This is a genomic window from Mycobacterium toneyamaense (assembly GCF_055384815.1).
The window spans coordinates 4,696,271-4,719,419 of record NZ_AP040333.1; the positions used below are offsets into that span (position 1 = coordinate 4,696,271).

Below are 23,149 nucleotides of genomic sequence, written 5' to 3' on the forward strand. Positions count from 1 at the left end.
TTAGAGCGATGCGACAGCGGCCCGGACATGGGCCAGGATGCGGTGCGCCGATGTGGGCGCGGGGTTGGGACCGGGGTCGGCTGCGGACAGGCCCGCCGCACGGGCATGCACGAAGGCCGCCATCGCGGCGGCCTCACCCGGTGCGATGCCCGACGCCAGCAGGGCGCCAATGATGCCGGACAGCACGTCGCCGGATCCGGCTGTGGCAGCCCAGGATTGGCCGGCGGGATTGAGATAGGTGGGGCCGTCCGATTCGGCGATGATGGTGACGTTGCCCTTCAACAGGACGGTGGCGCCCAGACGTTCGGCCAGTTCGCGGGTAGCGGTCACCCGGTCGGGTCCGGGCGGATGTCCTGCGAGCCGGGCGAATTCGCCGGCATGGGGCGTCAGCACCGTCGGTGCCGCGCGGTCCGCGACGAGGTCGAGGTCGGCGGCCAACAAGGTCAGTGCATCGGCGTCGACGATCACGGGCAGGTCGGTGTCCAGCGCGAACCGCAGCGCGTCGTCGCCGGCGGTATCGGTACCGAGCCCGGGGCCGACCACCCACGCCTGGACCCGTCCCGCAGCCGTCATATCCGCCGCTGCAACGACTTCCGGCCAGTGCGACACCACTTCGGCGTGCGCGGAGCCGGCGTAACGGACCATGCCCGAGGTCGCGGCGACGGCGGCGCCGCTGCTCAAGATTGCCGCGCCCGGATACGTCGCCGACCCGGCAAGCACACCCGTGACGCCTTGGCTGTACTTGTCGTCCGACGGGTGCGGAACCGGCCAGCGGGCGCGGACGTCGTGCGCTTCCAATCCGAGGAACGCCGGCTCCGGCAGGTCGAGTCCGATGTCGATGAGTTCGACGCGGCCGCAGTCCGCCAGTCCGTGCACGGGTTTGAGCCCGCCGAAGGTGACGGTCAGCGCGGCGTGCACATGGGCGCCGTCGGTGGCGCCGGTCTGGACGTCGATGCCGCTGGGGAGGTCGACGGCGACGATGGGCGCGGTGTTGGCCGCGCAGACCGCCGCGGCATTGGGGCGCAGCGGCCCGGTGGCGCCGATGCCGACAACGCCGTCGATCACCAAATCGGTTGACGGCGGAATGCTTTCAACTACTCTGCCGCCGGCTTTTCGGAATGCGGTGAGCGCCTTCGGGTGGGTGCGGTCCGGGTTCAGGAGCACCGCTGTAGCGGCCGCACCGCGGCGGCGCAGGAACGTGGCCGCCCAGAGCGCGTCGCCGCCGTTGTCGCCGGAGCCCACCACCGCACAGACGCTGCGCCCGCTCACGCCGCCGGTGCGGGCCTTGAGTTCGGTGGCGATCGCCGTCGCCAACCCGTATGCCGCCCGGCGCATGAGCACGCCATCGGGCAGCGAAGCCAACAGCGGCGCCTCGGCCGCGCGGATCTGCTCGGCGGTGTAGTAGTGCCGCATAGCTCGAAGGTTACGCACATCCGCCCCGCGGGGGTTGGCATGTGCGTCAAATTCGGGTGCCGAGCATGAGCGGGTGTGCGAACTTCTGTGGATTTTTCGCACACCCGCTCACGTTCGGCGCGGATAACATCCCGCCATGACCTACGGCTATTCGCCGCTGCCACCGGCCAAGCCTCCGCTGTCGAGCGGCGACCTCGCCGCCTCGATCAGCGCGCTGGTGCTCACCTATGTCGGCGGCGGCGTGGCCGCGTTCTTCGCGGTGTTCGCGTTGGCGTTCACCGACTACTGTCCGCCGGCGACCTGTCACATCGACGCCGGGATCAACGCCATGGCAGCGGGTTTCATCGCCGCCATGGTGGTGGCGCTGGCCGGCACGGTCGTCACGGTCATCCGACTGGTGAAGCGCCTGCGCGCCTGGCCATTTGCCGTCGGCACGCTGGGGTTGTGTGCCGTCCTGTGTGTGCTCGCGATCGGCGGCTACATCGCCGCCGTCGGCGGCTGAGACTCAGACGAGAACCGCGCTGGGCTCCACCGTCACCTTGATGGCCTCGCCGTTCTGGACGATCGAGAACGCATCGAGCACCTCGTCGAGGGCGATGTGCCGGGTGATCAAGTCCTTCACCGGAACCTGGCCGGTTGAGATGTAGTGCAGCGCCCGCTTGTTGTGCTCGGGCGCAGATCCGTTGGCGCCGTGGATGTGCAGCTGGCGGTAGTGCACCACGTTGGAATCGCAAGTGATCGTCGGATTCGTCTTGGGCAGGCCGCCGAAGAACGAGATGCGGCCGTTGCGCGCGGCCATCGCGATGGCCTGCTCCTGCGTGATATTGGCGGCGGTCGCGGTGATCACCACGTCGGCGCCGCGGCCTCCGGTCAGTTCCATGACCTTCTCGACGACGTCGACCTCCGCCGCATTGATCACCGCATCGGGGTGCACGGCATCGGCGGACATCGCCAGGCGGGCGTCGTTGACGTCCACGAGGTACACCGGCCCGCAGTCGTGCACACCACGGGCGATGCGGATGTGCATGCACCCGATGGGACCGGCACCGAACACCACGACGGTGTCACCCGGCTCGATGCCGAGCAGATCCTGGGCGTTGATGGCGCACGCGAAGGGTTCCGCGGCCGACGCCTCGTCGTAGCCGACGTTGTCCGGAATCCGGTTCAGCCCATCGACTTTGAGTACCTGGCGCGGCACGATCATGTACTCGGCGAATCCGCCGTCGTACTGGTAGCCCATCGAGGTCTGGTTCTGGCACACGGCCATCCAGCCCTTGCGGCACTCGTGGCACTCACCGCACGGGACCGCGGCGATCACCTGAACCCGGTCGCCCTCGGCCCACTCGGTGCCGTAGGTGGCGTTCACGTCGGCGCCCACCTCGACGATGTCGCCGGCGATCTCGTGCCCGATGGTCCGCGGCGGGGTCAGGTTCTGGTGCCCGTTGTGCAGGATCTTGACGTCCGTGCCGCAGGTCGAACAGTTGCGCACCCGGACCTTGATCTCGTCGGGTCCACATACCGGCTCGGGCACATCTTCGAGCCGGACGTCCTCGGGTGCGTAGTAGCGCAGCGCTTTCATGGCGTTCCTTCCGGTTCTCCGGCCTGGCCGGCAAGTGTGTCGTGGTTCACTCTGCGCCCACTCTAACGGCAATTCGGGCATAAATTCAAACTTTTCTCTGCCCACTTTTGCCCATTTGCTTGCCATCGTGCCCATATGTGGGCTTTACTCATAACCACACGGTGATGTGACGGGCATCACCTTCGCGGCCGGTCAAGGTGGAGGTCCAGCACAGTGAACGCAACGACGGAAACACCGCAGCGCGCCAGTCTGCGCGTGCGGGTGCAGCAGCTCGGCACCGCACTGTCGAACATGGTCATGCCGAACATCGGCGCCTTCATCGCCTGGGGCCTGATCACCGCACTGTTCATCAAGACCGGCTGGCTACCGAGCCTCTTTCACTCGCTGCAGAACCCGGACGGCTGGGTGGCCCACATCGGCGGCTGGGGCGCCTACGAAAAGGGCGGCATCGTCGGGCCGATGATCACCTACCTGCTGCCGGTCCTCATCGGATCCACCGGCGGACGAATGGTGTACGGAACCCGCGGAGCCGTCGTCGGTGCCATCACCACCATGGGCGTGGTTGCCGGGTCCGATGTTCCGATGTTCATGGGCGCAATGATCATGGGTCCCTTGGGCGGCTGGGTCATCAAGAAGCTGGATGCCTTGTGGGACGGCAAGATCCGCCCCGGCTTCGAGATGCTGGTGAACAACTTCTCGGCCGGCATCGCCGGACTGGTGCTGGCCGTCATCGGGTTCTTCGGTGTCGGCCCGGTGGTATCGGCATTCACCCGCGGCGCCGGCCACGGCGTCGACTTCCTGGTCGGCCACGACCTGCTGCCGCTGACCTCGATCTTCATCGAGCCCGCCAAGGTGCTCTTCCTCAACAACGCCATCAACCATGGCGTGCTCACTCCCCTGGGTACCACGCAGGCGCTCGCCACCGGCAAATCCGTGCTGTTCCTATTGGAAGCCAATCCGGGCCCCGGCCTGGGAATCCTGTTGGCGTTCATGGTGTTCGGCCGCGGCGCCGCCAAGGCATCCGCACCGGGCGCCGCCATCATCCAGTTCCTCGGCGGCATCCACGAGATCTACTTCCCGTACGTGCTGATGAAGCCGAAGCTGATCGCCGCCACCATCCTGGGCGGAATGACGGGCGTCTTCATCAATGTGCTGTTCGGCTCCGGCCTGCGCGCGCCCGCCGCACCCGGTTCGATCATCGCCGTCTACGCCCAGACCGCGTCAGGCAGCTACCTCGGCGTCACGCTGTCGGTGCTGGGGGCGGCCGCCGTCTCCTTCGCGGTAGCCTCGGTGCTGCTCAAGACCGACCGCGCCACCGACGAGCCTGATCTGGCTGCCGCCACCGCCGAGATGGAGGCACTGAAGGGCAAGCGATCCAGCGTGGCCTCGGCACTGGTGGGCAGCTCCGCGTCGGCTCCCATCACCAATATCGTGTTCGCGTGTGATGCCGGCATGGGTTCGTCCGCGATGGGAGCGTCGGTGCTGCGCAAGAAGATTCGCGACGCCGGCTTCACCGGCGTGACGGTCGTCAACCAGGCCATCTCCAACCTGACCGACACCTACGGGCTGGCCGTCACCCACCGTGATCTCACCGAGCGCGCCCGGCAGAAGACCCCGTCGGCGATCCATGTCTCGGTCGACGACTTCATGAACTCGCCCCGCTACGACGAAATCCTGGAACTACTGGGACGTACCAACGGCACCCCTGGGTCCTCAGGCGAATCCGCCACGGCGCCAACCGAACCCACGGCCGATTCCGACGATGTGCTGTCGCTCGACTCGATCGTGCTGGCCGGCTCGGCCACCACCGCCGAGGCCGCCATCACCGAGGCCGGCAACCTGCTGGTCTCCGCGCAGGCCGTCGACGTCTCGTATGTCGACGCCATGCACGAGCGGGAGAAATCGGTATCGACGTACATGGGCAACGGCCTGGCGATCCCGCACGGCACCAACGATGCCAAGAGTGCGATCCGGCATTCCGGGATCTCGTTCGTCCGCTATCCCGAACCCATCGACTGGAACGGCAAGCCCGCCGAGTTCGTGGTGGGCATCGCCGGCGCCGGCAAGGACCACATGGCGCTTCTCACCCGGATCGCCCAGGTGTTCCTGAACAAGGACGAGGTGGAGCGGCTGCGCCGCGCCAGCACGCCCGAGGAGGTCCGGGCGGTGCTGAGCGAAGCGCGGTAGACGACGGGCGCCAGAATGTCATCCGTGGATTCAGACAGCCGCCAGCGCCAGATCGTCGAGTTCGCCCGTACCCGTGGGCGGGTCGAGGTGCTGGCGCTGGCCGAAGAACTGAACGTGGCGTCGGAGACCATCCGCCGCGACCTGAAGGTGCTGGCCGGGCGGCGCATGCTCAAGCGGGTCCACGGCGGAGCCATCCCGCTGGAGACGGCGGCATTCGAATCGACGGTCGAGTACCGTAGTCAGGTCGACCTGGCCCAGAAGCACCGGATCGCGGCCGCAGCCGCGGATCTGCTCCATGGAGCCGAAACCGTTTATCTGGATGAGGGATTCACTCCGCGACTGATCGCCGAACAGCTGGCGGATCAGCAGCTGACGGTGGTGACGTCGTCGTTGCTGGCCGCCGAAGCGCTGGCCCACAGCGCGACCGTGACGGTGATGCTGCTCGGCGGACGAATGCGCGGACGAACCCTGGCCACGGTGGACAACTGGGCCGTGGAGCGGTTGCGCAGCCTCGTAATCGACGTCGCCTACCTCGGCACCAACGGCATCACGCCCGAGCACGGGCTGACCACCCCCGATCCCGCGGTGGCCGCGGTCAAGCAAACCGCGGTGTCGGTCGCGATGCGCCGCATCCTGGTGGCCGCCGATTCCAAATTCGGCGAGACCAGCTTCTGCCGGTTCGCCGACGTGTCCGACTTCGACGCGATCGTCACCGGTACGGAACTGCCGGCCGCCGCGGCGGCCCGTTATGAAGCGCTAGGGCCTTCGGTGGTGCGCGCGTGAGCGTTGCGTGAGCGTTGCGATCGAGCCGATCCCACAGAGCCGTTGGGCCGCTGGGTCGGGGTGTCAACGTGTAGCGCTGCATCGGTGCGCGGGCGTGCCCCGCTGAGCACATGCGCTACCCGGCCGAGTTGGCGCCCAACCTTTCCGGGCGGTTCGCGCGATGCGCTAGGCAGTTGCAAGGCTCGAGCTTGAGGACCCACCACCTGCCTTCACCGAGATCAGCGCAACTGTCACCGACGTCCTGATGTAGGCCGAAAAACTCCTTGCTGTTCGAACATATGTTCGATACAATTGGGCATGGGAATCACACCGGATCTCAACGCTCTTCTCGATCACCTTCGCAGTGTGCAGGTCTCCGACGAGATGTCGGTGGACGAGGTCGTTGCGGCGATGACGTGCGTGCTGCGGCTGCGCAATGTGGCCGACCATCTGGCGGCGATGCTGACCGGGGCGCTGGACCGCTGTGGTGCCGCGGCCGCGCAGGGGCGGACGCCGAGGGAGTTGTTGATGGCGTTGGGGTGTGCGCCGTCGGTCGCGCAGCGGCTGGTCCGGGTCGGCGCCGCGTTACCGGCATTGCCCACATTGGCGGCCCATGCCGCCGACGGTGCGATCTCCGGGGAGCATGTCGATGCGATCGTCAAAGGCATCAACCACATCCGCGCCCGCGCACCCGGCGAGCTGGACGAGGAGACCCGGTACCAGCAGGTGACCGATCTGTTGGGACAGTTCTTCTCCGGCGCCACCCCCGCCGACATCGACAAACGCGCCCGCCGGCTGGGCAACCGGGTCGCCGCCGCCGAAGGTGGCCTGCCGGCCGCCGAGGACCGGTCGATCAACACCGTCGAGCACCGCGTCACCTCCGATGGTCGGGTGCAGGTGCGCGCGGACTTGGACGTGGAGGTGGGCGCCAAGCTGGTCGCAGCGATCGAGGAACACTCGGCACCGCGGCCAGAACCCGACGGCACCCCCGACACCCGCACCGCGGGCAGGCGGCGGGCGGATGCGCTGGAAGCGGTGCTGGACATCGCCGCCCGCGGCGGCGACACCGCGTCCGCGCCGCGCACCCAGCTACTGGTGACGGTGCCCGCCGACACCCCCGACCTGGCGGCGTTGGAATTCATCGGATCGATCAGCACCATGACCCTGGAACGAATCTGCTGCGACACCACCGTCACCACGATCATCGTCGACGGCGAACACGTACCCCTCGATATAGGGCGCGAGAAGCGGCTGTTCCCGCCGCACCTGCGCAAAGCGCTCTATCACCGCGATGAATGCTGCATCAAATGCGGCGCACCACCCGGACGCACCCACGCCCACCACATCATCCACTGGACCCACCACGGTGAGACATCACTAGCCAACGGCTGCCTGCTGTGCCCGGCCTGCCACGCCAACGTCCACCACGACGGCTGGGACGTCGTCATGGGCCTGGACAAACACCCCTGGCTCATCCCACCCGCGGCCGTCGACCCACACCGAAAACCCATCCCCGCATACAACCGCCGCACCATGCGCCTCGACACAGCCGCATAACACCTAAAGCGTTACGCACCTTGACAACTCAACAGTGACAACGCAAAGCGGGCCTGCTGCTCCTACGGCGGGATGGGAGTAGCAGGCCCGCACCCGGAGGATCACGAACAGTTCACCGCGATGTCCGCACCGCGTCAGGCATCGGCGGCAGGTAGCTGACGGCGTTGCCGCCGCCGCGCTTGGCCACGAACATCGCCTCGTCGGCACGGGCGACCAGATCGCCGAGCAGTTCCGCGTGGTCACACCCGGATTCAGCGAAGTGCGCGATCGCCGCGGCGGTGATCCCGATACTCGCCGTGATCGGCGCGTGGTCGTCGCGGCCGCACAACGCGACCCGGATCCGGTCGGCCACGGCCACCCAGTCCCCCGGCTGCAGGACGTCGACGACGACGAACTCCTCGCCCCCGACGCGCGCCACCAGCGCGCCGCCATGCACGGAGGACTCCAGTCGCCGGGCGCAGCGGACCAGCACCTCGTCGCCGGCGCTGTGGCCGAACCGGTCGTTGACGATCTTGAACCGGTCGAGGTCGATCACGATGACCACGACGTCGGCCGCGCGCTTGCGGTGGCCGCGCAGCAGGTCGTCGATGTGGAGATTGAGACCGCGGCGGTTCAGCAATCCGGTCAGTGGGTCGTTCGAGGCCTCGTTGGCCTCGTTGCGCAGGGCCCAGATGCCGAAGTGGGCGGCGATCGGCGCCACCGCGAGCGCCCCGCCGGACAGCAGCTTCACGAACGCCAGGACCAGATCGCCGCCGCCGATGATCGCGATCTCGACGGACATCGCCGCGATCGACGACACCGCCCAACAACTATGTACGGCAAGCGCTTTGGGGCCGTCGAAGAAGATGATGTAGAACGACACCAGCAGCAGCGCACTCAGCCCGAACATGCCGGACAGCACCTTCTGGTTGAGCAGGGTGACCACGGTGACGCCGATGTCGACGTTGATGAGGAACGCGTGCGACACCCGGTACGACGGCCATGGCCGCAGCCACCACACCCAGCTCCACACGTACATCGCCGTGATGAACACGATGGACACGGCCCGCACGACCGCGCCCGCGGGTGCGTCACCGGACCACTGGGCGATCATGACGATGAGGCCGACCATGCCGACGCCGAGCCCGACGAGGAACTGGATCAGCCCCGTCAGCGACCGCTTGGCGAAGTACTCGACCTGCGCCTCGTAATCGGTCGGCGTATGCCACCATTCGCGGACCATCCGGACCGTGGCGTGACGCGCAGCAGCATCCAGCAACAATCCACGGCCCTCACAATGGACACCTTCGGCTGACCCTCAACCCGCATCCAACCATTTCCACAGCTAATATTTCAGCAGAATGTGCGGATATGGTTGACCTGCGTTTTCCCATGCTAGAGCACAGGCTTGGTTGATGCCAGCGAACGAGCCGAAGCGAAGCTATTCGACAGTGACCGACTTCGCCAGGTTCCGCGGCTTGTCCACGTCGTATCCGCGCTCACGGGCCACCGACGCGGCGAACACCTGCAGCGGGATGGTCGACAGCAGGGGCTGGAACAACGTCGAGGTCGTCGGCAACTCGAAGATGTAGTCCGCGTACGGCCGCACCGTCTCGTCGCCTTCCTCGGCGATGACGATGGTGACCGCGCCACGGGCCTGAATCTCCCGGATGTTGCTCAGCAGCTTGGCGTGCAGCATCGATGAGCCCTTGGGCGACGGCATCACCACGATCACCGGCAGATCGTCGTCGATCAGCGCGATGGGACCGTGCTTGAGCTCGCCGGCGGCAAAGCCCTCGGCGTGCATGTACGCCAGCTCCTTGAGCTTGAGCGCACCCTCGAGCGCCACCGGGTAGCCAACATGGCGCCCCAGGAACAGCACCGTCGGCGACTTCGCGAACTGCCGGCCCAGATCGGCGATCGGGTCCAGCCGCTCGAGCACCTGCTCGACCAGCGCCGGCATGGCCTCCAGCTCGCGGTACTCGCGGGCGACCTCGTCCGGGTACTTGGTGCCGCGCGCCTGTGCCAGCGCCAGGCCCACCAGGTAGTTGGCGGCCACCTGGGCCAGGAACGTCTTGGTCGCGGCGACGCCGATCTCCGGCCCTGCCCGGGTGTAGAGCACGGCGTCGGCCTCGCGCGGAATCTGCGAGCCGTTGGTGTTGCAGATGGCGAGCACCTTGGCCTTCTGGCCCTTGGCGTGCCGGACGGCCTCGAGGGTGTCTGCGGTCTCGCCGGACTGCGAGATGGCGATCACCAGCGTGCTGCGGTCCAGCACCGGGTCGCGGTACCGGAACTCGCTGGCCAGCTCGACCTCGACCGGCAGCCGCGTCCAGTGCTCGATGGCGTACTTGGCGAGCAGGCCGGAGTGGTACGCGGTACCGCAGGCGACGATGAAGACCTTGTCGACATCGCGCAGCTCCTGGTCGGACAACCGCTGCTCGTCGAGCACGATCTTGCCGTCGACGAAGTGACCGAGCAGCGTGTCGGAGACGGCCGCGGGCTGCTCGGCGATCTCCTTGTACATGAAGTAGTCGTAGCCGCCCTTTTCGGCAGCCGACAGGTCCCAGTCGATGTGGAACGGGCGCGCGCGGTCCGACGCGTCGTTGCCGTCGAAGTCCAGCACCTGGTAGCCGTCCGCGGTGATCACCACGGCCTGGTCCTGTCCGAGTTCGACGGCGTCGCGCGTGTACTCGATGAAGGCCGCGACATCGGAGCCGACGAACATCTCACCGTCGCCGACGCCGACCACCAGCGGGGTGGACCGGCGGGCCGCGATGATGGTGCCGGGATCGTCGGCGTTGCTGAACACCAGCGTGAAGTGACCCTCCAGCCGGCGCAGCACCGCCAGCACCGACGCGACGAAGTCACCGGCCGTCGGGCCGTTCCGGTAGGCCTGTGCCACCAGGTGGACGGCGACCTCGGAGTCTGTGTCGCTCTGGAACTCGACGCCGGCGGCCTCCAGCTCGGCGCGCAGCCCGGCGAAGTTCTCGATGATGCCGTTGTGGACCACCGCGAGCTTGCCGCTGGCATCGCTGTGCGGATGCGCATTGCGGTCGGTGGGACGCCCGTGGGTCGCCCAGCGGGTGTGCCCCATGCCGGTGGTGCCCTCGAGCTCGGCGGCATCGGTCTCGGCCAGCGCCTCTTCCAGATTGGCCAGTCGGCCGGCGCGCCGCCGGATGGTCAGACCCCCGTGGCCATCGGCCAGGGCGACACCGGACGAGTCGTAGCCGCGGTATTCCATCCGTCGCAGCGCGTCGACCACGATGTCGCGGGCCGGCCGTTGCCCGACATAGCCGACGATTCCACACATGGTTATCCAGGGTAGTGCAGCCGCCCGGGTGCCGGACCGTGCATGCGTGACGCACAAACCAGGGCCACTGCGCTAACGTCATCGCGTGGCCAAGACGAAGAAGCTCTTCGGCGCTCTGACGCGCCGCGGCCCGCACCGCGTTCTGCGTGGTGACCTGGGTTTTGCCGGTCTGCCGGGCACGGTCTACACCCCCGAGTCGGGGCTGAATCTGCCCGGCGTGGCATTCGGCCACGACTGGTTGCAGGGTGTCGGACGTTACAACGGCACGCTCGAGCATCTGGCGTCCTGGGGCATCGTCGCGGCCGCACCCAACACCGAGACCGGCATCGCGCCGTCGGTGCTGAACCTGGCGTACGACCTGGGCACCACCCTCGACATCATCACCGGAGTCCGGCTGGGCCCCGGCAAGATCAGCGTGCACCCGACCAAGCTGGGCCTGGTCGGGCACGGTTTCGGGGCCTCGGCCGCGGTCTTCACCGCCGCCGGCCTTGGCTCGTCGGCCAACCCGCTCAAGGCAGTAGCCGCGGTGTTCCCGACCGCGAGCAAGCCCGATGCTGACCAGCCCGCGTCGGGTCTGCGGGTTCCTGGCCTGATCCTCAACGCACCGGGCGCCGACCTGACCATCCAGTCCAACGCCACCGAGCTGGCCGCCGCATGGCGGACGGCGACGGTGCGGACCGTCGCCAAGGCCGTCCCGGGCGGTCTGGCCGAGGGCTTCCGGCTGTCCAAACTGGTCGGGATGCCCGGCGCGGATCGCCGCACCCAGAAGACGGTGCGCGCGCTGCTGACTGGCTACCTGCTGTTCCAGCTGACCGGCGACAAGACCTACAAGGATTTCGCCGACGCCGACGTGGTGCTGCCGAAGACCGTCGCCGCCGATCCGGACGCGGAGAACCCGGCACTGGAGGACAAGGTCGCTGCCCTGTTGAAGGGCTAGGAGCGTGTGCACGCGGCTGCACCATCGGCACCAAACCGAGTGCTGACGTTTTGACGCTGACGTCCGGGGTAACTGCGTCAGCGTGTTGGAGACCGTCACCGCCCCGTTTCAGTGGGTCGCCGCTGCCCGACACCGCCGGGTGTTCCACCCGGGTGGCGTACTGGCACGGGGTTCGATCGAGCGGGTGGCGGCGCGCGACGTAGGCCTACCGATCGAGTCCGCCTCCGATGTGCTGGTGCGGCTTTCGAAGGGAATCGGCACACCGGGAGCGCTGCCCGACGTGATCGGGCTGGCGTTTCGGCTGCCGGCGGGTGACTCGGAGACGGCAGCGGCGGCACCGCCCTGGGACGTGCTGTTGGCGTCGGCGGGCCGCGGACGGCTCAGCCGCTTCGGCGTCCGGCCGGTCGTTCGATGGCCGGGCCAGCCGATGTCCAGTGTCATGCCACTGCGGTACCAGGGCACCAACTGGTGGCTGCGCGCGCAGATCCTGAGCCATGTCGACGGCGCCGGAGTGTCGCTGGACAGCATCCGCAGCGCCCTGCACGACGGGCCGATGACCGTCGCCATCGACCAGGCCCCGGGCTTCGCATCGTTTCGCCCGTTGGCCAGGCTGACGATCAAAGACGTTGTGCCGCACGATGAAATAGCCGACACCGACTTCGACCCGGTGCTGCATACCGCACCCGGCATGCAGCTGGCGCCGCACTGGCTGTCGAACCTACGGATGCAGGCGTATCGACGCAGCCGCAAAGGGCGGCACCCCGACAGCGCATGACCCAGATCCGGACCGAAGAGGAGAACCGTATGGACGCCTTGGCATTTCTGCGACGTGAACACGAGAGCGTGCTGGGCATGTTCGAAGTGCTCGACGGAGCTCCCCGCGGGACCGGCGCTCAGCAGAGCGGCCTGGCGACGATGGTCGAGAACTTGGTGATCGCCGAATCACAGCACGAGGCAATCGAAGAGCAGTTGTTCTGGCCGGCGGTCCGGGACGCGCTCGATGACGGTGACGAACTCGCCGATCACGCCATCTCTCAGGAAGAGGCCGGGAAGAAGCTGCTGCAGCAATTGGCGGACGGCGCGCCCGGCGAAGCGGAATATCATGCGGCACTTGACGAATTCATCAAGGCCGGCCGCGAGCACATCGCCTACGAGCAAGACGTCGTGTGGCCCAGGCTGTCCGCCGCGGTGAGCGACGAACGCTTGGAAAAGCTGGGCCACGAACTCGAAGCAGCCAAGAAGATGGCGGCAACCCGGCCGCATCCAGATACCCCGTCGAGTTCCGCGGTACAGAAAACGGTGGGTGTGGCGGCCGCCGTGGTCGACCACGTTCGGGACGCGGTGAGTGGACGAGACCGACAGAATCCGCCCGACCCACCTACCTCGTGATTGTCTTACGGCCGCGGCCACCGGCGTTCGTCGCCGGTGGCCGCGGACCGCTGGATCAGGTTGTGGCGGTGTGCTGTTCGTGGGTGAACGGCTTGTCGCAGTGCACCGCGGGTTCTCCACTGGGATTGTTCTTGGCCCCGGTGTTCTTCTGCAGGGACGTGCCCAGCCAGTCTTTCGTGGGCGACTTCACGTAGTTCCACGACATACCTTCTGGCCACGGACCCTGACCTTCGTTCCATGGTCCGCGGACGTCGCCCTGACCGTTGGACATGTTGAACGCGAGGGTCTGGAAACGCTCGTCGCCGGCCAGGGTGCCCGGCGGGAAGTTGACCGGCAGCTCGTTCAGGGCGGCGGTGAACTGCTGGAAATGGGTGACTTCGCGCGTCATCAGGAACGTGAGCGTGTCCTGCACGCCCGGATCGTCGGTGAACTGCTTGAGGTATTCGTAGACGATCTTGGCCCTCGACTCTGCGGCCAGATTGCTGCGCAGGTCGACCGAGGGATCACCGTTCGCGTTGACATACGACCCCGACCACGGAATCGCGGCCGCATTGCTGACGTCCGGGCCGCCGCCGGTCAGCACGCAGTACAGCGGATTCATCGCGACCTGGTGAATGGCCTGGTCGCGGCCATCCGGACTGGCGACCGTCGCCATCCAGTCGCAGCGCTCGTTGGCCTGCTTGAGATCGTCATTGAAGCCGTCCAGCAGCATCGTGATCATGGCACCGACCATCTCGAGATGGCTCAGTTCCTCGGTGGCGATGTCCATGAACAGGTCGTACATTTTTGGGTTCTTTTCGCGCAGCACGAATGCCTGGGTGAAGTACTGCATCGCCGCTTTGAGTTCCCCGTTCGCGCCGCCGAACTGCTCCTGTAGCAGCGTCGCAAAGCGCGGATCGGGTTGATCGACGCGTACCTCGAATTGCAAATCCTTGTGATGAGTGAACATTCGCGCTCCCTTGGGCTGGTAGTGATCTACCGCAACCGCGTACCCCCTGCCGGCCCGGCGAAACAGCATCCAGCCCGACGGCTTCACTCCCCCACATTCGGTAGTTCGTCGGCCGCGATCTCGCATGGCGTCTTGGTGGTCGGATCGGGTTGCTCCGCAACCGGTTCCACCGGCGGCGTGGTGGGCGCCGGGTCGGCTACAGGTTGGCCGGGTACCGGCTGCTGAGGCGGTAGCACCGGGGCGTCGACGGGGCCGGGCTCGGCGTCATCGGACTCAGCGGTCTCCCCCGAGGTGTCCTCCTCGCCGGCGGCATCGCTCTTGGCAGCGTCCTCCTCGTCGGCCTCCTCTGCGTCGCTGTCGTCCGGCTCGTCATCGGCATCGCCATCCGCCGCGTCGTCCGGCTCGTGGTCGGTATCGGTGCCATCGGCGCCGAGCCCGAGGTCGTCTCCCAGGCCGTCCCTGATGTTGTCGAGCCCGCCCAGTCCCGATGCGCCGGGCGCCAGACCCGCCATGGAACCGAGCGCTCCCCCGATGGCATCGGTCAGCTGCCGGCCCAAACCGCCGATACCCGAACCGAATCCGAGATCTCCGGACGAGCCGGCTGCCGCCGGGGTTGCCGCGGCAGCGCCGAGCGCCGGTTCGGGACCTCCGGGCGGAGCGGTCGACGGCGCCGGGGCCGATTCGGCAGGAACGGGCGGGGCCGACGGCATGGCAACGGGTTCGGCCGGCACCGGCGGAGCCGCAGATGCGGACGGCGCCGTCGGCGTCCACCCCGCCGCTGTGCCCAACGTCGCGAAGGGCGCAGCCGCCGCGGCCTGATATGCCGGCGCGGCCGGCCACGCCGGCGCGGGCGAAGCCTGAGGCGTCCAATCGGGCGTCAGCACGACGGGTACCGCGAACGAAACAGCTGCCGGGGTGACCGCTGCGATGGCCGAATCATACGCCGCCGCAACGGCATCGGAGGCCTCCTGCAGCGCGGGCAGCAGGTCCCCTGACACCGCATGAAGGACGAAGGGCTTGACCTGCTGATCGACGATCTCGCTGGCGGCCGACAGGTCACCGGCCCCGGCGAGGACCGCGCGGGCCGCCGCGCTCCACTGGTCACGGTGCCCGGCAGCCTGCGCGTCGGCCCGCAACACCGCGTCGACCTTGGCGTCGACGGCGCGCCACAACGCGTCCCGCAGCGTCGTCAGTGCCTGTGCGCTCCGCTGCAGATGCGCGACCACATCCTCGGCCGCCACCGTCAGGATGCGCAGAAAGCCGCCGGCGGCGTCCCCGCCGGTGCCCGCCCACTGTGCCGTCAGCTCCCGATATCCGTTGCCCTGCAACCGCACTGCGTCCTGCGCGACCAACACCGCAGCGTCAAGCGAGCGGGCGTCCGTGGCCAGCGCGTCGAGGTTCAGCCCACTCTCGGCGTAATACAACTCCGCCAACGGCCCTGGAGACGGCACGCCCAATACCTGGCATGCCGTCACGTACTCGTCGAGGACCGTCACCGCGCCGTCGCCTTCGGCGAGTCGCCCGGCCACATCGAACGCAGCCGCCATCATCAGACCAACCGGCCGGCGAGGTCGGTATCCGCGTCCTCGTAGCGCGCCGACGAAACCCGTAGTGCCGCTGCGGCTTCCGCCGACGCCGACGCCCATGCCCGAAGCTGCCCGGCCGACTGGTCCAGCGCGGCGCGTAAGGCGGCCGCGCGCGAGGCATGATCACGTCCGCCGCAGAACCCGTCGAAGTACCACCGCAACAACGGCGCGACCGCGGTGCCGAGCATGTCGGCGACCGATTCGCACCGCTGCGCGACATCCCGCACTGCCGAGAGGTCTATCCGAGCGACGTCACGTTCTCCCATGCCTTGCTATGACGCGCGGCGCGGCCGTTCGGTTCCATCGAAGCTGAAAATATCCTGTGGCCACCCGCCAAAACGACCTTCGTGGACGGCTGTCGACACTAGCCTGCAACGATGCAACCGCTGGTCTTCCTCGATACGGAGACCACCGGCCTGCACGCCGACCGGCAACCCTGGGAAATCGCCATGCTGCGGCGCGACGATGCCGGTGAGTCGCGCATCGTGATGTACATCGACCTGGCCGACCTCGATCTCGACGCGGCCGAGCCTGCGGGCCTGCGGATCAGCCGCTTCGCCAGTCGCCATCCGCAGGTGGTCTACGGGCCCATCGACCTCCCGTCGGTGCACCGTGAACAGGAAGCCGCGGAAATCGTTCGCGAGTGGACCATGGACGCCACCATCGTCGGTGTGGTGCCCAGCTTCGATACGCAGTGTCTGCGCGCCATGCTGGCACGCCATCAGCTGACACCGGGCTGGAGCCCCAAGCTCATCGACGTCCTCTCGCTGGCCGCCCGGTACGTCCTGGACTACGGGCGCACCCCGGAACGGGACTCGACACAGTTGTCCCGGCAGTGCGGAGTCCGGCCGCCCGGCGCCGGCCTCCGGCACACCGCGCTCGGCGATGCGCGATGGGCGATGCGGTGGTACGACCAGCTGTCCAGCCGCCTGATGTCGCGACTGGCCCAGTAGGACAGGCGAACTCAGCGCAGGCCCGGGTGCGTGCCCGACTGCCGGGCCCGCCGCTGGACGGCGGCGATCTCACGCAGCCCGTCACCGAGCAGGCTCCGGTTGAGCGGCGAGAGGTCGCCGACGGTGACCACGTCGTTCGGGGTGCGACCGTCGGCGATCAACTCGACCTGATGCGCCAACCGCATCCGTTGCAGCATGACGAAAACCTCTGTGAGCGTCCGGGAATCGCGCTCGGTCAGCGCTCCGGTGCCCACCGCTGCCGCGAGCCGCGCCGGCGTCGAAGCCGACGTCATGTCGGCGGTCAGGCCGCCCCACCGGGCCAGGTTGACGATCGGCGTCACCGCATGCGTTTTCAGGTCGAACGTGCCGCCGCGCCGCGACAGCACATCGCGCAGCGACCACGTGCGCACCTTGCCCGACAGCGCATCCAGCAGCTGCAGCCGCAGCGCGTTCGGATGTTCGTCACGCATGCGGTGGAACACCGTGGGCACGGTGTGCAGCGCCCGGTTCCCCCACACCACGCGACCGTCGATCAGCAGGGAGGACAGGATCAAACCCTTGCCGCGCAAGGGATCATCGAGCCAGCCCTCGGCCGCCTGCGCCCAATCGGAGGCCGACCGAGCGAACGCCTTGTGCGACGCGACGGCGCCGTTGCTGTCGGCAGGCAGACCGCAACCGTCGAGGATGGCGTGCGTGCGGGCCGCGATGGCACGCAACTGCGCGCACTCGGCATCGCAGCTGTCGGCCCAACTGAGCGCGCTGTCCACATCGGAGGACGGCATGGCCTCCCGGCGGGCGATGCTGCCGAGGGTGAGCCACGCGAACTGGTCCTGCGTCGGGCCCGGGCCGGCTTCGGCCAGGGCCAGCTCCAATGCCTTGCGCACCAACGCATCCAGCACGATCGAGGCAATGCTGCTGGCGGCCGACGCCTTCGTCCCGGTGCGGAACAGCTCGACGGCGATCCGGGTCACGTCGCGGCCATGGCGCTGGAGCGCGGCGGCATCGGGCGCCTGCGCGATCGCCCGGCGCAACACGAAGCTCTGGCGCGCCGAGGCGGCCAGCAGATCGACGTCCTCCAGCACGCCCAGCACCTCACCGCGTGGCGACAGCACCGGCATGTGGCGCATGCCCCGCTCCAGCATGTCCAACAGGACGGTCTCGGCGGTGCGATCAGCGGTCACCGTCTGGGCGGGCGCGCTCATCACCTCGGAGATCGGGACGTCGACGGGCAACCCGGCCGCGACCACGCGCGACCGAAGGTCGCGGTCGGTGAAGATGCCGACGCCGCCCTCGCGCAGCCTGATCAGCGCGTAGGACACGCGCTGCTCGCTCATCTGCACGACGGCGTCGCGAACCGAGACGCCCGGCTCCACGATCAGCACGGTGCCGTGCACCAGATCGCCGACCGGCCGGGAGTCGCCGGCGGTGATCAGCTGCGACTGCGACGACGGTGTGGCGGACAGCGCCAGGAAGCGCAGCCCCGCCGGTTTGGCGAACTGAGCCCGCACGAGCTCGCCAGGCAGGCGGATGACGGTGGCGGGTTCCGTTGTGCGGGCCAGGAATTCGATACCACCGCCGGTCAGCATCGGCACGTAGCCGAAGATTTCGCCGGGCTCGATGGTGTCGAACACCTGCCCGTCGCCCACCTCCTGGAGGTTCACCGAGCCGGTGAGAACCATCCAGATGTCGTCGGGGACCTGCCGGGAGAAGTCCGCGATCACGGTGCCGGCGCGGTACTGCTCCACCGACGACGCGGCGACGAGGTCGTTCAGTTCGGTGTCACTCGCCGTCTGAAACGGCGGACGCGAACCGAGGAAGTTCACCAGCTCCGGAGAGGTCACTTCGCCATCGTGCCCTACGTCACCCGTTGCGAATGAGGTCCGCGCATTTCTCGGCCATCGTCATCACCGTGATGTTGGGGTTGACCACCGGCAACTTCGGCATCGCCGAGGCATCGACCACCCGCAGGTTGCGCACCCCTTTGACGCGCAGCTGCGGGTCGAGCACCGCCATCGGATCGTCGACCGCACCCATCCGGGCGGTACCGGCCGGGTGGTACACCGTGTTGTGCGTCTTGTAGATGTAGGCGAGCAGTTCCTCGTCGGTCTGCGCATCCGGGCCGGGCGCCAGTTCACGGCCGATCCACTCCTGCAGGGGCTCCTGCTCGGCGATCTTGCGCGCCAGCTTGATTCCGGCCAGCATCACCTTCTCGTCGTGCCCTTCCGGGTCGGTGAAATAGCGTGGGTCGACCTTCGCCCGATCCCGGAAATCACGCGAGGCCAGCCGCACGGTTCCACGCGAACGGCCTTGTGTCACATTGGGAGTGAGGCAGAACCCGTTGTCGGTGGTGGGGTACCCGTGCCGCAGCGTGTTCATGTCGAACGGGACGCTGCCGTAATGCATCATCAGGTCGGAGTGATCGGGATTGTCGCCGGCGACCTCGGTGGTCGCGAACAAGCCGATCTCCCACCACTGCGTGGACTCGGTGACCATCGGCTTCGCCGCTTCCCAGAACACCAGGCCCTCGACGTGGTCATCGAGGTTCTCACCGACGCCGGGCGAGTCGACCCGCACCGGCACCCCGACCTCGTTCAGGTGGGCTGCGGGCCCGATTCCGGACAGCATCAGCAGTTTCGGGGTGTCGATCGCGCCGGCCGTGACGACCACCTCGCGGCTCGCGGTGACGACGTCGTAGCCGGTGAGGTCCGGGCGCTGGTACCGCACGCCCGTCGCCACCGGCTCGTCGCCCGAGTCGTCGAACAGGATTTCGGCCACCCAGCAGTTGGTCAGCACCGTGAGATTGGGCCGCGACTCGAGGATCGGGTGCAGATACGCGTGCGAGCTGGACATCCGCTCGCCGGCCTCATTTGCGTTGATCTGCAACCAGCCCGCCGCGTTGAGGGTCCAGTCGCCGCGGTTGAACTGCACGGTCTCCAGACCGACTTTGGCGGCGGAGTCGATCACCGCCTGACCGCACGGGTCGTTGGGCGGCACGTCACGCAGCCGAACCGGACCCGAATCACCGTGCGGCACACCCTGATACGTGCCGGTCGCGGTGTTGTTCTCCACCTTCGCGGTGAACGGCAGCACGTTCTCCGGCTCCCAGCCGGTCGCGCCCATCGCCACCCAGTCCCGCAGGCCCTGGGCGAGCGGCCAGAACGCGATACACGAATTGTGTGACGAACACCCGCCGAGCACCTTCGCCCGCGCGTGCCGCATGAAGCTGTTGCCCTTCTCCTGCGGCTCCACCGGGTAGTCCCAGTCGTAGCCGGAGTCCAGCAGGTGCATCCACTCCGACAATTCGAGGATGTTGCGGTCACCCACATCCGACGGCCCGGCCTCCACCAGACAGACGGTGACATTCGGATCCTCGGACAGCCGCGCCGCGAGGACACAGCCGGCGGTGCCGCCGCCGGCGATCACGTAGTCGTAGGTCTGATCGGACATGATGCGAACTCCTCGAAAAGTGGGCAGACAGAGGGGAACAAGCTCAGCGGGTCAGTCGCGGGTATACGCCGAGTGGGAGGCGAGAGTGCCAATGTGGTTGCGGCCCTTGACGAAATACCAGAGCAGGCCCAGACCGAGGATGACGCCGATGTAGACGAACGCGCCCCAGGTGTTGTACCACGGGTCACCGTAGATCGCGACGCGCGGCCACGCCAGGTTGACGGCCATCCCGACGCCCCACAGCACCGCGAAGATGTTGACCGGCAGGCCCCACTTGCCCATGGTGAAGTAGCCACCCTCGGCAAGGTCTTTCGGCGGCCACTCCCCCCGCAGGCGCTTCTTGAGCAGCGGGCCGGTGACCATCAGGTAGGCCAGGTAGATCATGATGATCGCGATCGAGGTCAGCACGGTGAAAACCTTTGGCTGCCCGAGGTTGATCACGAGGATCAGCGCCGCGATGATGCCGATCACGACGGCCGGCACGACGGGCGCCTGGGTCTTGGGGTGCACCTTGGCGAGCTTCTCGCCGAACGGCAGCGCGTTGTCGCGGGCCATGGCGAACGTCAGGCGGATCGCCGCGGTGTGCACGGCCAGCGAGCACACCGTCACGGCGACCACGATGCAGATCAGGAAGATGGTGCCCAGCGGGCCCCACATCACCTTCTCGACGATGGACTGCAGGCTGCCGTCGGGGCTGCCCAGCGCCGGGTCGTTGAGGTCGGGCGTGGCCATGATGGCGCCCGCCAGGATGGCGCCGCCGATCACGAACGAGGCCAGGATGGCGCGCAGGATGGCCTTGGGCGCGGTGCGCCGCGGTTCGACCGTTTCCTCGCCGAGCGAACTTGCCGTGTCGAACCCGTACATCACGTACAGCGACGCCACCGAGGCCACCAGGAACGCGCCGAAATATCCACCGGGCAGCCCGGCGCCGTGGCCCTGGGTGTCGAAGAAGACACTCGGCCCGCGCTTGATGTTGAACAACAGGATGACCGCGATGAGCACGGCCGCAATGAGTTCGATGAAGACACCGGCGCTGTTGATCATCGCCATCAGCCGCACGCCGAAGGCATTGACGACGGTGGTGAACACGATGAGGACCGTGCCGAGCAGGATGGCGTTGGCGGCGAAATCGTACTGACCGGTGCCGTCACCGATCACCTGGAAACCCTTCCAGAGCCGTGGCAGGTTCAGCTGTAGGGCCAACACCACCGCCGACAGTGTGACGATGGAGGCCGTGAGCATCAGCCACCCCGAACTCCAGCCGACGATGCGGCTGCCCAGCTTCTTCGACCAGTTGTAGACGGAACCCGCGACCGGATACTTGGCGGCGAGTTCCATGAAACACAGCGCCACCGCCATCTGCCCGATGAACACCATGGGCCAGGACCAGAGGTACGCCGGTCCGCCGTTGCCGTAGCCGACGTAGAACAGCTGGAAGGTACCGGTCAGGATCGAGATATAGCTGACCCCGGCCGCGAAGCTCGCGAATTTTCCGATGCTGCGGTCCAGTGATTCCTTGTAGCCGAAATCCTCGAGTCCGCCGCTGTCCGTATCAGTGAGGTTCTGAGTCATGAAGTTGTGTCCCTAGCCTTCGGTGGCGTCAAACCAGCCGGCCGGCGTTGGCGCGGTGTTGTGCCAGATATGTTTGAGCTCTTGATATTCCGCGAGACCCGAGGGACCGAGCTCGCGGCCGTTGCCCGACTTCCCGAAACCGCCCCACTCCGCTGCCGCGGTGTAGTAGCCGAAGTCGTTCAACCACACCGTGCCGTGCCGTAATGCGCGCACCACACGTTCGCCCCGCGCCGGATCAGAGGTTCGCACCCCTGCCGCGAGACCGTACTGCGTGTCGTTGCCGAGCCTGATCGCCTCGGCCTCGTCGGTGAACCGCTCCACCGTCATGATCGGCCCGAAGGTCTCCTCCGTGACGATCCGCATCGAGCGGTCGCACCGGTCGAAGATCGTCGGCAGGAAGAAGTAGCCGTCCGCCAGTGCCGGATCGTTGGGCCGGGTCCCGCCGGTGATGAGCTTCGCGCCCTCGGAAATGCCCAGGGCCACAAAGGATTCGATCTTGTCCAGCTGCTGCTTGGACACCAGTGGGCCGGTCTGGCTACGCGGGTCGGTACCGTCGCCCATCCGGATCTTCTCGGCCCGCTCGGCGAGCTGAGCGACGAAGTCGTCGGCGATCGACTCCTCGAGGATCACCCGGGTACCTGACGAGCACACCTGGCCCGAGTGCAGGAATACGCCGGTGAGGACCTGGTCGACGGCAGCGTCCCAGGCCGCGCCGGTTCCGATGTCGGCGAAGACGATGTGCGGGTTCTTCCCGCCGAGTTCCAGCGCCACCTTGGTCACGTGCGCGGCGGCGGTCCTGGCGATGTGCTGACCGGTGCTCAGCCCACCGGTGAACGAGATGAGGTCGACATCGGGATTGTCGGTGAGTGCCGCACCGACGGCGGCCCCACTGCCCTGGATCAGGTTGAGCACGCCCGGGGGCACCCCCGCTTCCTGGGCCAGCCGGACGAAGGCGATGGTCGAAAGCGGTGTCACCTCACTGGGTTTGGCCACCATGGTGCAACCGGCCGCCAGGGCCGGCGCGATCTTCCAGGAGATCTGCAGGAGCGGATAGTTCCACGGGGCGATCAGCACGCACACCCCGATGGGCTCGTGCACCACCCGGCTGATGACGGCCGGGTTGCCCACGTCGACCAGGCGGTCCGACTGCGTCGCGACCAGGCGCGCGTAGTAGCGGAACACCGAGATCACGTCGTCGATGTCGATCCGGCTCTCCGCCAGGGTTTTTCCGGTGTCGGCGGTCTCCAGTGCCGCCAGCGACTCCTTGTCGCGGGCCAGCAGGTCGGCGATGCGCTCGAGCAGCGCGGCCCGCTCGGCGACCGGCGTGGCCGGCCAGTCCCCGGCATCGAAGGCCGCGCGGGCCGCGGCGACAGCCGCCAGCGCGTCGTCGTGGGTGGCCTCGTCAACCGTGGCGAAGACCTTGCCCGTCGCGGGGTTGATGAGTTCCCGGGTACCGCCATCGGCGGCATGCCGCCACTGCGATCCGATGAGCAGATCAGGTGCACCGTCCACGTTGCCTCCTCGATTAC

General features: G+C 67.6%; 19 protein-coding genes. 8 read left to right on the forward strand and 11 right to left on the reverse strand.

What is annotated here, in order from left to right; genetic code table 11:
* Entirely contained in the window at window positions 1–1,413 is a 1,413-nt protein-coding gene (locus tag ACZ5IQ_RS22655) for an NAD(P)H-hydrate dehydratase (protein WP_464480325.1), read from the reverse strand.
* A 136-nt stretch (window positions 1,414–1,549) separates the two neighbouring features.
* Between ACZ5IQ_RS22655 and ACZ5IQ_RS22660 the strand changes: the two genes are divergently transcribed.
* Entirely contained in the window at window positions 1,550–1,915 is a 366-nt protein-coding gene (locus ACZ5IQ_RS22660) for a hypothetical protein (RefSeq protein WP_212806851.1), read from the forward strand.
* A gap of 3 nt (window positions 1,916–1,918) precedes the next feature.
* Here the strand turns inward: ACZ5IQ_RS22660 and ACZ5IQ_RS22665 are convergent, their stop codons facing one another.
* Window positions 1,919–2,992: a zinc-dependent dehydrogenase gene (locus ACZ5IQ_RS22665; protein WP_464480326.1), complete on the reverse strand. Its 1,074-nt coding sequence runs from the start codon at window positions 2,990–2,992 to the stop codon at window positions 1,919–1,921.
* Between the two features lie 213 nt (window positions 2,993–3,205).
* Between ACZ5IQ_RS22665 and ACZ5IQ_RS22670 the strand changes: the two genes are divergently transcribed.
* The 3 genes from ACZ5IQ_RS22670 (at window position 3,206) to ACZ5IQ_RS22680 (ending at window position 7,498) form a co-directional block, all read left to right on the forward strand.
* A complete protein-coding gene (locus ACZ5IQ_RS22670; protein WP_464480327.1) occupies window positions 3,206–5,179 on the forward strand; it encodes a PTS mannitol transporter subunit IICBA in 1,974 nt (657 codons plus the stop codon).
* A 24-nt stretch (window positions 5,180–5,203) separates the two neighbouring features.
* The gene (locus ACZ5IQ_RS22675) at window positions 5,204–5,962 is read left to right on the forward strand and encodes a DeoR/GlpR family DNA-binding transcription regulator (RefSeq protein WP_464480328.1); all 759 of its coding nucleotides are present in this window, start codon (window positions 5,204–5,206) and stop codon (window positions 5,960–5,962) included.
* A 297-nt stretch (window positions 5,963–6,259) separates the two neighbouring features.
* A complete protein-coding gene (locus ACZ5IQ_RS22680; RefSeq protein ID WP_318986474.1) occupies window positions 6,260–7,498 on the forward strand; it encodes an HNH endonuclease in 1,239 nt (412 codons plus the stop codon).
* A gap of 112 nt (window positions 7,499–7,610) precedes the next feature.
* Here the strand turns inward: ACZ5IQ_RS22680 and ACZ5IQ_RS22685 are convergent, their stop codons facing one another.
* Together ACZ5IQ_RS22685 and glmS are read right to left on the reverse strand one after the other, a co-directional pair.
* The gene (locus ACZ5IQ_RS22685) at window positions 7,611–8,756 is read right to left on the reverse strand and encodes a GGDEF domain-containing protein (protein ID WP_406783875.1); all 1,146 of its coding nucleotides are present in this window, start codon (window positions 8,754–8,756) and stop codon (window positions 7,611–7,613) included.
* Window positions 8,757–8,918: 162 nt separating this feature from the next.
* A complete protein-coding gene (glmS, locus tag ACZ5IQ_RS22690; RefSeq protein ID WP_212806857.1) occupies window positions 8,919–10,787 on the reverse strand; it encodes a glutamine--fructose-6-phosphate transaminase (isomerizing) in 1,869 nt (622 codons plus the stop codon).
* A gap of 85 nt (window positions 10,788–10,872) precedes the next feature.
* On the opposite strand from glmS, the gene ACZ5IQ_RS22695 reads away from it, so the two are divergent.
* The 3 genes from ACZ5IQ_RS22695 to ACZ5IQ_RS22705 all read left to right on the forward strand — a co-directional run bounded on the left by ACZ5IQ_RS22695 (window position 10,873) and on the right by ACZ5IQ_RS22705 (window position 13,113).
* On the forward strand, window positions 10,873–11,724 hold the full coding sequence (locus ACZ5IQ_RS22695) for a dienelactone hydrolase family protein (RefSeq protein ID WP_212806858.1): 852 nt from the start codon (window positions 10,873–10,875) through the stop codon (window positions 11,722–11,724).
* Between the two features lie 82 nt (window positions 11,725–11,806).
* On the forward strand, window positions 11,807–12,499 hold the full coding sequence (locus ACZ5IQ_RS22700) for a phosphodiesterase (RefSeq protein WP_212806859.1): 693 nt from the start codon (window positions 11,807–11,809) through the stop codon (window positions 12,497–12,499).
* Between the two features lie 29 nt (window positions 12,500–12,528).
* Window positions 12,529–13,113 (forward strand): hemerythrin domain-containing protein, encoded by a 585-nt coding sequence (locus tag ACZ5IQ_RS22705; RefSeq protein WP_064859825.1) that lies wholly within the window; start codon window positions 12,529–12,531, stop codon window positions 13,111–13,113.
* A gap of 55 nt (window positions 13,114–13,168) precedes the next feature.
* Here the strand turns inward: ACZ5IQ_RS22705 and ACZ5IQ_RS22710 are convergent, their stop codons facing one another.
* From ACZ5IQ_RS22710 to ACZ5IQ_RS22720, 3 genes are all read right to left on the reverse strand, one after another.
* On the reverse strand, window positions 13,169–14,062 hold the full coding sequence (locus tag ACZ5IQ_RS22710; protein ID WP_212806860.1) for a manganese catalase family protein: 894 nt from the start codon (window positions 14,060–14,062) through the stop codon (window positions 13,169–13,171).
* Window positions 14,063–14,145: 83 nt separating this feature from the next.
* Window positions 14,146–15,612: a hypothetical protein gene (locus ACZ5IQ_RS22715; RefSeq protein WP_464480329.1), complete on the reverse strand. Its 1,467-nt coding sequence runs from the start codon at window positions 15,610–15,612 to the stop codon at window positions 14,146–14,148.
* The gene (locus ACZ5IQ_RS22720) at window positions 15,612–15,914 is read right to left on the reverse strand and encodes a type VII secretion target (RefSeq protein ID WP_212806862.1); all 303 of its coding nucleotides are present in this window, start codon (window positions 15,912–15,914) and stop codon (window positions 15,612–15,614) included. Before ACZ5IQ_RS22720 ends, ACZ5IQ_RS22715 begins: the two co-directional genes overlap by 1 nt.
* 111 nt (window positions 15,915–16,025) lie before the next feature.
* Between ACZ5IQ_RS22720 and ACZ5IQ_RS22725 the strand changes: the two genes are divergently transcribed.
* Window positions 16,026–16,601: a 3'-5' exonuclease family protein gene (locus tag ACZ5IQ_RS22725; RefSeq protein WP_464480330.1), complete on the forward strand. Its 576-nt coding sequence runs from the start codon at window positions 16,026–16,028 to the stop codon at window positions 16,599–16,601.
* Between the two features lie 11 nt (window positions 16,602–16,612).
* On the opposite strand, the gene ACZ5IQ_RS22730 is transcribed toward ACZ5IQ_RS22725, so the two are convergent.
* The 4 genes from ACZ5IQ_RS22730 to ACZ5IQ_RS22745 are packed head-to-tail and all read right to left on the reverse strand — an operon-like array spanning window position 16,613 to window position 23,132.
* Complete coding sequence (locus tag ACZ5IQ_RS22730; RefSeq protein WP_212806864.1) at window positions 16,613–18,442, reverse strand: DUF294 nucleotidyltransferase-like domain-containing protein; 1,830 nt, start codon at window positions 18,440–18,442, stop codon at window positions 16,613–16,615.
* A 19-nt stretch (window positions 18,443–18,461) separates the two neighbouring features.
* On the reverse strand, window positions 18,462–20,048 hold the full coding sequence (locus ACZ5IQ_RS22735) for a GMC family oxidoreductase (RefSeq protein ID WP_464480331.1): 1,587 nt from the start codon (window positions 20,046–20,048) through the stop codon (window positions 18,462–18,464).
* A 51-nt stretch (window positions 20,049–20,099) separates the two neighbouring features.
* On the reverse strand, window positions 20,100–21,620 hold the full coding sequence (locus ACZ5IQ_RS22740; RefSeq protein WP_318986465.1) for an APC family permease: 1,521 nt from the start codon (window positions 21,618–21,620) through the stop codon (window positions 20,100–20,102).
* A gap of 12 nt (window positions 21,621–21,632) precedes the next feature.
* Window positions 21,633–23,132, reverse strand: coding sequence for an aldehyde dehydrogenase family protein (locus tag ACZ5IQ_RS22745; protein WP_464480332.1), 1,500 nt, complete (start codon window positions 23,130–23,132; stop codon window positions 21,633–21,635).
* Window positions 23,133–23,149: the final 17 nt, after the last annotated feature.